At 58.5% G+C, this 6,347-nt stretch carries 7 protein-coding genes and 1 pseudogene; 4 read left to right on the top strand and 4 right to left on the bottom strand.

The window, feature by feature from the left end:
- Positions 1-631 precede the first annotated feature (631 nt).
- Positions 632-1,558, top strand: coding sequence for a transaldolase (gene tal / locus GIW28_RS30345; RefSeq protein WP_138454296.1), 927 nt, complete (start codon positions 632-634; stop codon positions 1,556-1,558).
- Between the two features lie 196 nt (positions 1,559-1,754).
- Here tal and rssC read toward each other — a convergent pair whose 3' ends face one another.
- Both rssC and rssB read right to left on the bottom strand, forming a co-directional pair.
- Positions 1,755-2,237 carry an anti-sigma factor antagonist RssC gene (gene rssC / locus GIW28_RS30340; RefSeq protein ID WP_003172602.1) on the bottom strand — a complete coding sequence of 161 codons (483 nt, stop codon included), beginning with the start codon at positions 2,235-2,237 and terminating at the stop codon, positions 1,755-1,757.
- On the bottom strand, positions 2,237-3,418 hold the full coding sequence (gene rssB / locus GIW28_RS30335; RefSeq protein WP_099548684.1) for a two-component system response regulator RssB: 1,182 nt from the start codon (positions 3,416-3,418) through the stop codon (positions 2,237-2,239). Before rssB ends, rssC begins: the two co-directional genes overlap by 1 nt.
- A 276-nt stretch (positions 3,419-3,694) precedes the next feature.
- Between rssB and GIW28_RS30330 the strand changes: the two genes are divergently transcribed.
- The gene (locus tag GIW28_RS30330) at positions 3,695-3,991 is read left to right on the top strand and encodes a PilZ domain-containing protein (RefSeq protein WP_017137444.1); all 297 of its coding nucleotides are present in this window, start codon (positions 3,695-3,697) and stop codon (positions 3,989-3,991) included.
- Positions 3,992-4,053: 62 nt separating this feature from the next.
- On the opposite strand, the gene GIW28_RS30325 is transcribed toward GIW28_RS30330, so the two are convergent.
- The gene (locus GIW28_RS30325) at positions 4,054-4,743 is read right to left on the bottom strand and encodes an MlaA family lipoprotein (protein WP_065929195.1); all 690 of its coding nucleotides are present in this window, start codon (positions 4,741-4,743) and stop codon (positions 4,054-4,056) included.
- Positions 4,744-4,938: 195 nt separating this feature from the next.
- On the opposite strand from GIW28_RS30325, the gene GIW28_RS30320 reads away from it, so the two are divergent.
- Together GIW28_RS30320 and GIW28_RS30315 are read left to right on the top strand one after the other, a co-directional pair.
- Positions 4,939-5,547: an HAD family phosphatase gene (locus tag GIW28_RS30320; RefSeq protein ID WP_170038825.1), complete on the top strand. Its 609-nt coding sequence runs from the start codon at positions 4,939-4,941 to the stop codon at positions 5,545-5,547.
- 110 nt (positions 5,548-5,657) lie between these two features.
- A complete protein-coding gene (locus GIW28_RS30315) occupies positions 5,658-5,924 on the top strand; it encodes a DUF4404 family protein (RefSeq protein WP_017137441.1) in 267 nt (88 codons plus the stop codon).
- A gap of 75 nt (positions 5,925-5,999) precedes the next feature.
- Here GIW28_RS30315 and GIW28_RS30310 read toward each other — a convergent pair.
- Positions 6,000-6,347 (bottom strand): annotated as a pseudogene (locus GIW28_RS30310) (NADPH-dependent 7-cyano-7-deazaguanine reductase QueF); the annotation flags it as partial.

The raw sequence follows: 6,347 nt of genomic DNA, 5'->3' as shown, positions 1-6,347 counted from the left end.
GTTTATTTGGAGGCTGACAGGCGGCTTTCGCGAGCAAGCCCGCTCCCACAGGTTTGAGTGCGGGGTGTCAGGGGGTTGGGTGGTGGCTGGGCTGGCGTTATCGCAGGCAAGCCAGCTCCCACAGTTTGAGTGCGGGGTGTCAGGGGGTTGGGTGGTGGCTGGGCTGGCGTTATCGCAGGCAAGCCAGCTCCCACAGTTTGAGTGCAGGGTGTCAGGGGGTTGGGTGGTGGCTGGGCTGGCGTTATCGCAGGCAAGCCAGCTCCCACAGTTTGAGTGCGGGGTGTCAGGGAGTTGGTTGGTGGCTGGGCTAGCGTTATTGCAGGCAAGCCAGCTCCCACCGTTTTGGGTGATGGGTGTCAGGGTTGGTCGGTGGCTGGGCTGTTGTGGCGAGCAGGCTTGCCACAGCAAGCCTGCTCGCCACAGGAAGCCAGCTCTCACACGGGGCCGCGTGGGTTGGGGGAACTTGGGTTGAACCTGTCGGGGGTTTTGGTCTCCTATTTAGCACCAAGACGGGGCATTCAAACGGCTGTTTTCAGGTTGTTGCCCTCGCAAACGACTGAATGTATTTGCGCCCTTGAGCGCTTGTCGGCGCTCGGGTAATGTCATCAGACCCACAGGACAGAGCACGCCCATGACTTCCAAGCTGGAACAACTCAAGCAATTCACCACCGTTGTAGCCGATACCGGCGATTTCTCCACCCTCGCCAAGCTCAAGCCGCAAGACGCCACCACTAACCCTTCCCTGCTGCTCAAGGCGGCGTCGATTCCAGGCTATGCCACGCTGCTGGATGAGGCTGTGAAGGACTGCAACGGTGACGTCGGCCTGGCCAGCGACCGTTTTGCGGTGGCGGTAGGTCAAGAGATTCTCAAAGTCGTGCCGGGGCGTATTTCCACCGAGGTGGATGCGCGTTTGTCGTTCGATGAAGCCGCGATTCTCAAGCGTGCGCACCGTCTGATCGACTTGTACGACAAAGCTGGCGTAGGCCGTGACCGCGTGCTGATCAAGATCGCCTCCACCTGGGAAGGCATCCGCGCAGCGGAGAAGCTGGAAAAAGAAGGCATTCAGACCAACCTGACACTGCTGTTTTCGTTTGCTCAGGCCGTGGCCTGCGCCGAAGCCGGTGTGTTCCTGATTTCGCCGTTTGTAGGCCGTATCTACGACTGGTACAAGAAGGCTAACGGCAACGACTACACCGGCGCTGAAGACCCAGGCGTTGTGTCGGTAACGCGCATCTACAACTACTACAAGGCCAATGGCTATAAAACTGTAGTGATGGGTGCGAGCTTCCGTAACCTCAGCCAGATTGAAGAGCTGGCCGGCTGTGATCGCCTGACCATCAGCCCGGACCTGCTGGAGAAGCTGGCGGCGGATGAAGGCAAGCTGGAGCGCAAGCTGTCGCCAGGCCATGCCGGTGAAGCGCGGGTGCATTTGACTGAAGCGCAGTTCCGTTGGGAGTCCAACGAGGACGCAATGGCGACTGAGAAGCTGGCAGAGGGGATTCGTCAGTTTGCTCGGGACCAGGAGAAGCTGGAGGCGTTGTTGACTGCCAAGTTGTAAGGCAGGCGGCGACAAAAAGGGCGGCACCTGTGAGGGTGCCGCCCTTTTTCATGTTTGCTGATCTCAAACCAAACCCCATTCAAACTGTGGGAGCTGGCTTGCCTGCGATAGCGGTAGGTCAGCAATGAATAGGTGGCTGACATACCGCTATCGCAGGCAAGCCAGCTCCCACATTGGATTGGGTTTCAACTGAAGGTCAGTGGCGCTCTAGGGCATTGACCAGGTCGTGGAAGGCTTCGCGGTTGGACTCGTTCAGGCCCATCAGGATCTTGTGCGCTTCCAGCACCTTGACCCGTACCACTTCTTCGGACTGGTCTTGCGAAGGCAGGTCGGTCAGGCATTCCGGGCAGGGGATCGGGCGGTCAACGATGTTGAACACCTGGTCAAAACCCATGGACTGCAACAGACGGGTGATGTCTTCGTGGGTGGTGACGACGGTCGGCAACAGGCCAACCTTCTGCCGAGACAGAATGGACAACTTGGCCAGCAGGCCAAGGGTGGTGCTATCGATGCTGCGGGTTTCGGTCAGATCGATCACGATCGCTGAGAAGTTCAGCGCGGTGAAGATCCGCTCAATCGTCGCATCCAGCGCCGAACACAAGGTCAGGCGCACTTCACCGACAAACTTCAGGACGAAGGTCCCGTCTTGCTCGGCGAATTGGATTCTTCCGGTACTCATCAAAGATTCCTGCTCAACACCAATAGGGCGATATCATCCGGCATCTCCCCTAGCGTGGACAATCCAAAAACCTGCCGCAGGCCATCCAGGCTGCCGCCCGCCGACTTGACCTTTTGGGGCAAGGCGGCTTCTTTCTCTTTGAGTGTAGGCTCTGGAAGAAGGTCCAGTATGCCGTCGGACATCAGCGTAAGGCTGAAAGTCGGCGGCAATTCCAGAATGTGGTCTTCGTAGGTGGCTTCGTTAAACAAGCCCACCGGCAGACCACGGCCTTCCAGGTAACGCACACTGTCGGGAGTGTATAAAACCGGCATCGGCAGGTGACCGCCGATGCTGTAGGTCAAAAGACCGGTTTCTTCATCAATAACGCCGCCAACCATCGTCACGTGCTTGCCCAGCTTGCAGCTGATCAGGCCTCGGTTGATGTGGCCCAGCACCTCGGAGGGGGTGAACTCCGGCAAGGTGCCATTGCGCTTGGATTCGAACAACAGCCGTGTGGTCATGAATTTCAACAACACGGTGACAAACGCAGAAGAAGCGCCGTGGCCGGACACGTCGGCCAGGTAGAACGCCACACGTCGCTCATCGACGCGGAAGTAGTCGACAAAATCACCCGACAGGTACAGCGACGGGATGATCTGGTGCGCAAACTTGAATTCGTCGATGGTCCACGGGCTCACCGGCAGCATGTTCATCTGCACCTGGCGACCGGCGTTCTGGTCTTCCTGGAGCAAATTGAGGCTGGCTTCGAGTTCGCGGTTGGCGGTTTCGAGCTTTTCGCGGTAGCGCTGGTTTTCCAGCAGCAGGCGAGCACGGTCCAGCGCGCGGCGCACCGAATGCTCCAGCACCGCCAGGTCTTCCAGGGGCTTGATCAGGTAGTCGGCAGCGCCCAGGCGCAGGGCCTCGACAGCATCGTTCATTACGCCGGCACCGGACACAACAATCACTGGCGTCTGCGGCGCACGCTCGGTTACCTGGCGAATCAGCTCGAGGCCGCCCATTTGGGGCATGCGCAGGTCGCAGATCACGAGGTCGGGCTTGTCGCGCTCGAACACCTGGAGACCCTGTTGGCCATTACTGGCCTGCAGGACGCTGAAGCCACTGTCTTCCAAATAGGCCGCGAGGCTCGCGCGCACTACTTCGTCGTCATCGATTATCAGCAGCGTGGCACTGGTTTTTTGCATGTGGGCAAACGGCGCCAGAATTAGGTTGGCGTAGGCGGCTCGGCAATGGCCGGGCTCACGTACTGGATTCGCTTTCTAGCCTCTCTGTCCTACAAAGTACTGGGATTTCTCCCATGCACAACGGTAAAGCAGAGGTGCCCTTCTAAGGCGCAGACGGTACTCCCATCCGTCAGGGGTTTCAAGCTCATGCCGATGGTCGCCGGGCGTCTTTACACCGCAAATCACCGGGAGTTATAAGAACAGTCACCACCACAACACAAAGTAAGGATGGAACCCGTGAGCGAACATGAGCGCGGCTACGACGAAAAACGCGATTTCATCCGCATGCGCGTGGATGCCGATGTGGCGCTGATCCACGCGGGGCAAGAGATTGCCGGGGTTTGTGTGGACCTTTCCAGCTCCGGCATGCAGGTTGAGGCACCTCGCCAGTTTCAGGTGGGAGACCAACTGACCGTGCGCATCGATTCGGAACATGCCGCCCTCACGGGCCTGGAGGCGGACACCGAGGTGGTGTGGGCCAAAAACGAAGGCGAGCGCCAGCACCTGGGCCTCAGGATCTTGAAAATGCGCTGAAAAACGCGCACAAAAAAGGCGACCTATAGAGGTCGCCTTTTTTCATTTCAAAACGTCACGGCTTAAAAGTCGTCGACGACCTTGCCGTCTTTTACCTTGAACTCACGGTTCTGCAGGTAAGCGTTACGGATAAAGGTGTATTTGTCGCCCGTGATCAGCTTCTCGCTGTCGAGCAGGCTGGCACGGGTATCAACGATGTTCAGGCCGAAGGTGCTGTTGCGCCAGCCGATATCGTTCATGTAGCGGTACGGTTGGGTGTAGCTGTCGACGTATTTGGACGGCGCATCACGCAGGGTGCTTGGGCCGAGCAGCGGCAGCATCACGTAAGGACCACTGCCGACGCCCCAGTAGCCGAGGGTCTGGCCGAAGTCTTCATCGCTGCGTTGCAGCCCCATTTTGGTGCCCACATCAACAAAGCCAAGCACGCCGAAGGTGGTGTTCATCAACAGGCGGGCGGTGTCTACACCGGCGGCGTGCGGCTTGAGCTGCAGCACGTTGTTGGCCAGGTTGCCGACATCGCCGATGTTGCGGAAGAAGTTGTGGATGCCGTCTTGCACAAATTGCGGGGTTACAAATTGATAACCCTGGGCAATCGGCTTGAGCGCGTAGGTATCAACGGTGTCGTTGAAAGTGAAGATCGGGCGGTTGACGCTTTCCCATGGATCGTCTTCCGACGCAGCCTGGGCCGCGAAGGGGGCGAGCAGGATAGTTGCACACACAGATAGCTGAGCGAAGTACTGGCTCCAGCGCATAGCTTTGGCTCCTTGAATGATCTGTCATGGGCGCTATGCCCTGAATAAGACCGTCAGTATATGACGGATGTGTGGATTTAGGCAGTAACGAGGAATCGACATACGCAAAATGCACAAAATTCCTACAAACAGGTTAAGTGTCATCCGCTTGTCATGCAGCCCGGATAGCGTCGTAGCTATTTCAGGGAAGTCGAAATGCCTCACGCCGAAATTGCCATAGCCAGCGCCCCCACCTTGACTGCCGTGCTGTTTGGCCTGAGTGGCTGCCTGGTGGATTTCGGTTCCCAGGCCCGCACAGACTCGCCCTGCCCCGACTCCCAGGCCACGCCCGGCGCGCTGAAGATTCTGCGCAGCCTCAAGGACCAAGGCGTGCCCTGCGCCTGGCTGGATGAGCTGCCCGCCTCGGTCACCACCCCGCTGGCGGCTGCCCTGCCCGCTTGGCTCAAAGCCACGCCCCCCTCCTCGATCCGCTGGCCGGCGCCGCACGCCTGCTGGCAAGCCTTGATGGAACTGAATATCCAACGCCTCGAAGGCTGTGTGCTGGTCAGCGGCGAGCCGCGTTTGCTGCAATCGGGCCTGAATGCCGGGTTATGGACCATCGGCCTGGCGTCCTGCGGCTCGCTGTGCGGCCTGTCACCTGAGCAATGGCAGGCGTTGACCGAACAACAGCGCGAGCACAAGCGCGGCAAAGCCACGGTGGCGCTGTATGGGCTGGGCGTGCATTCAGTGATCGATCACCTTGGCGAGCTGGGCACCTGCCTGGCGGATATCAGCCTGCGCCAGCTTAAAGGCGAGAAGCCCTGATAGAGATCATGCACTCAAGGCGCCGGTGGATTAATCTACAGGTCAGCCCGTAGACCTTTCACGGCGAGCCGCGGTCTATGCCAGTGCCTATCGATAAAAGGAAGAACGTCATGCCTGACCGCATAAAGCTTGAAGAACAGGTCAACATCCTGCGCGGGCAGTTGGAACAGCAACCGCCGCTGTCTGAAGAAAAACGTGAAGCACTGGAAGCCTTGATTGCCAAGTTCGAATTACAACTCGAACTTGAACCGGCCACCCAAACGCCCAGTATTTCCGACGATGTGAATCAAGCAGCCATAGAGTTCGATGCCGAACACCCGGTCATTTCCGGGACATTGCGCAATATCATGATCACCTTGGGCAACATGGGGATCTAACCCGGCCCCAAGCCAAACACAGAACCAAAATGTGGGAGCAGGCAAGCCAGCTCCCACATTTGTTTTGTGTGACGGCTACTGACGAGCCAGGCGCACGTTCTGGAACTGCACATTCTCAGTGCTGCGATACGGGTTGATATCCAACCCACCGCGCCGCACATAGCGCGCATACACCGTCAACTTCTCTGGCTTGAGCAACCGCTGCAAGTCCAAAAAGATCCGCTCCACGCACTGTTCATGAAAGTCCGAGTGCTGGCGAAAGCTCACGATATATTCCAGCAAACTGGCGTGATCCAGCGCGTGACCACGGTATTCCACCACCACGCTGCCCCAATCCGGCTGGCTGGTGACCGGGCAGTTGGATTTGAGCAGGTGGCTGTGCACGCTCTCCTCGATAATGCGCGAGTCGTCGCAACGCAGCAG

The organism is Pseudomonas sp. PA-5-4B (assembly GCF_021606215.1).
Taxonomy (GTDB): Bacteria; Pseudomonadota; Gammaproteobacteria; order Pseudomonadales; family Pseudomonadaceae; genus Aquipseudomonas; species Aquipseudomonas edaphica.
This window is presented reverse-complemented; position numbering and strand designations above follow the sequence as displayed.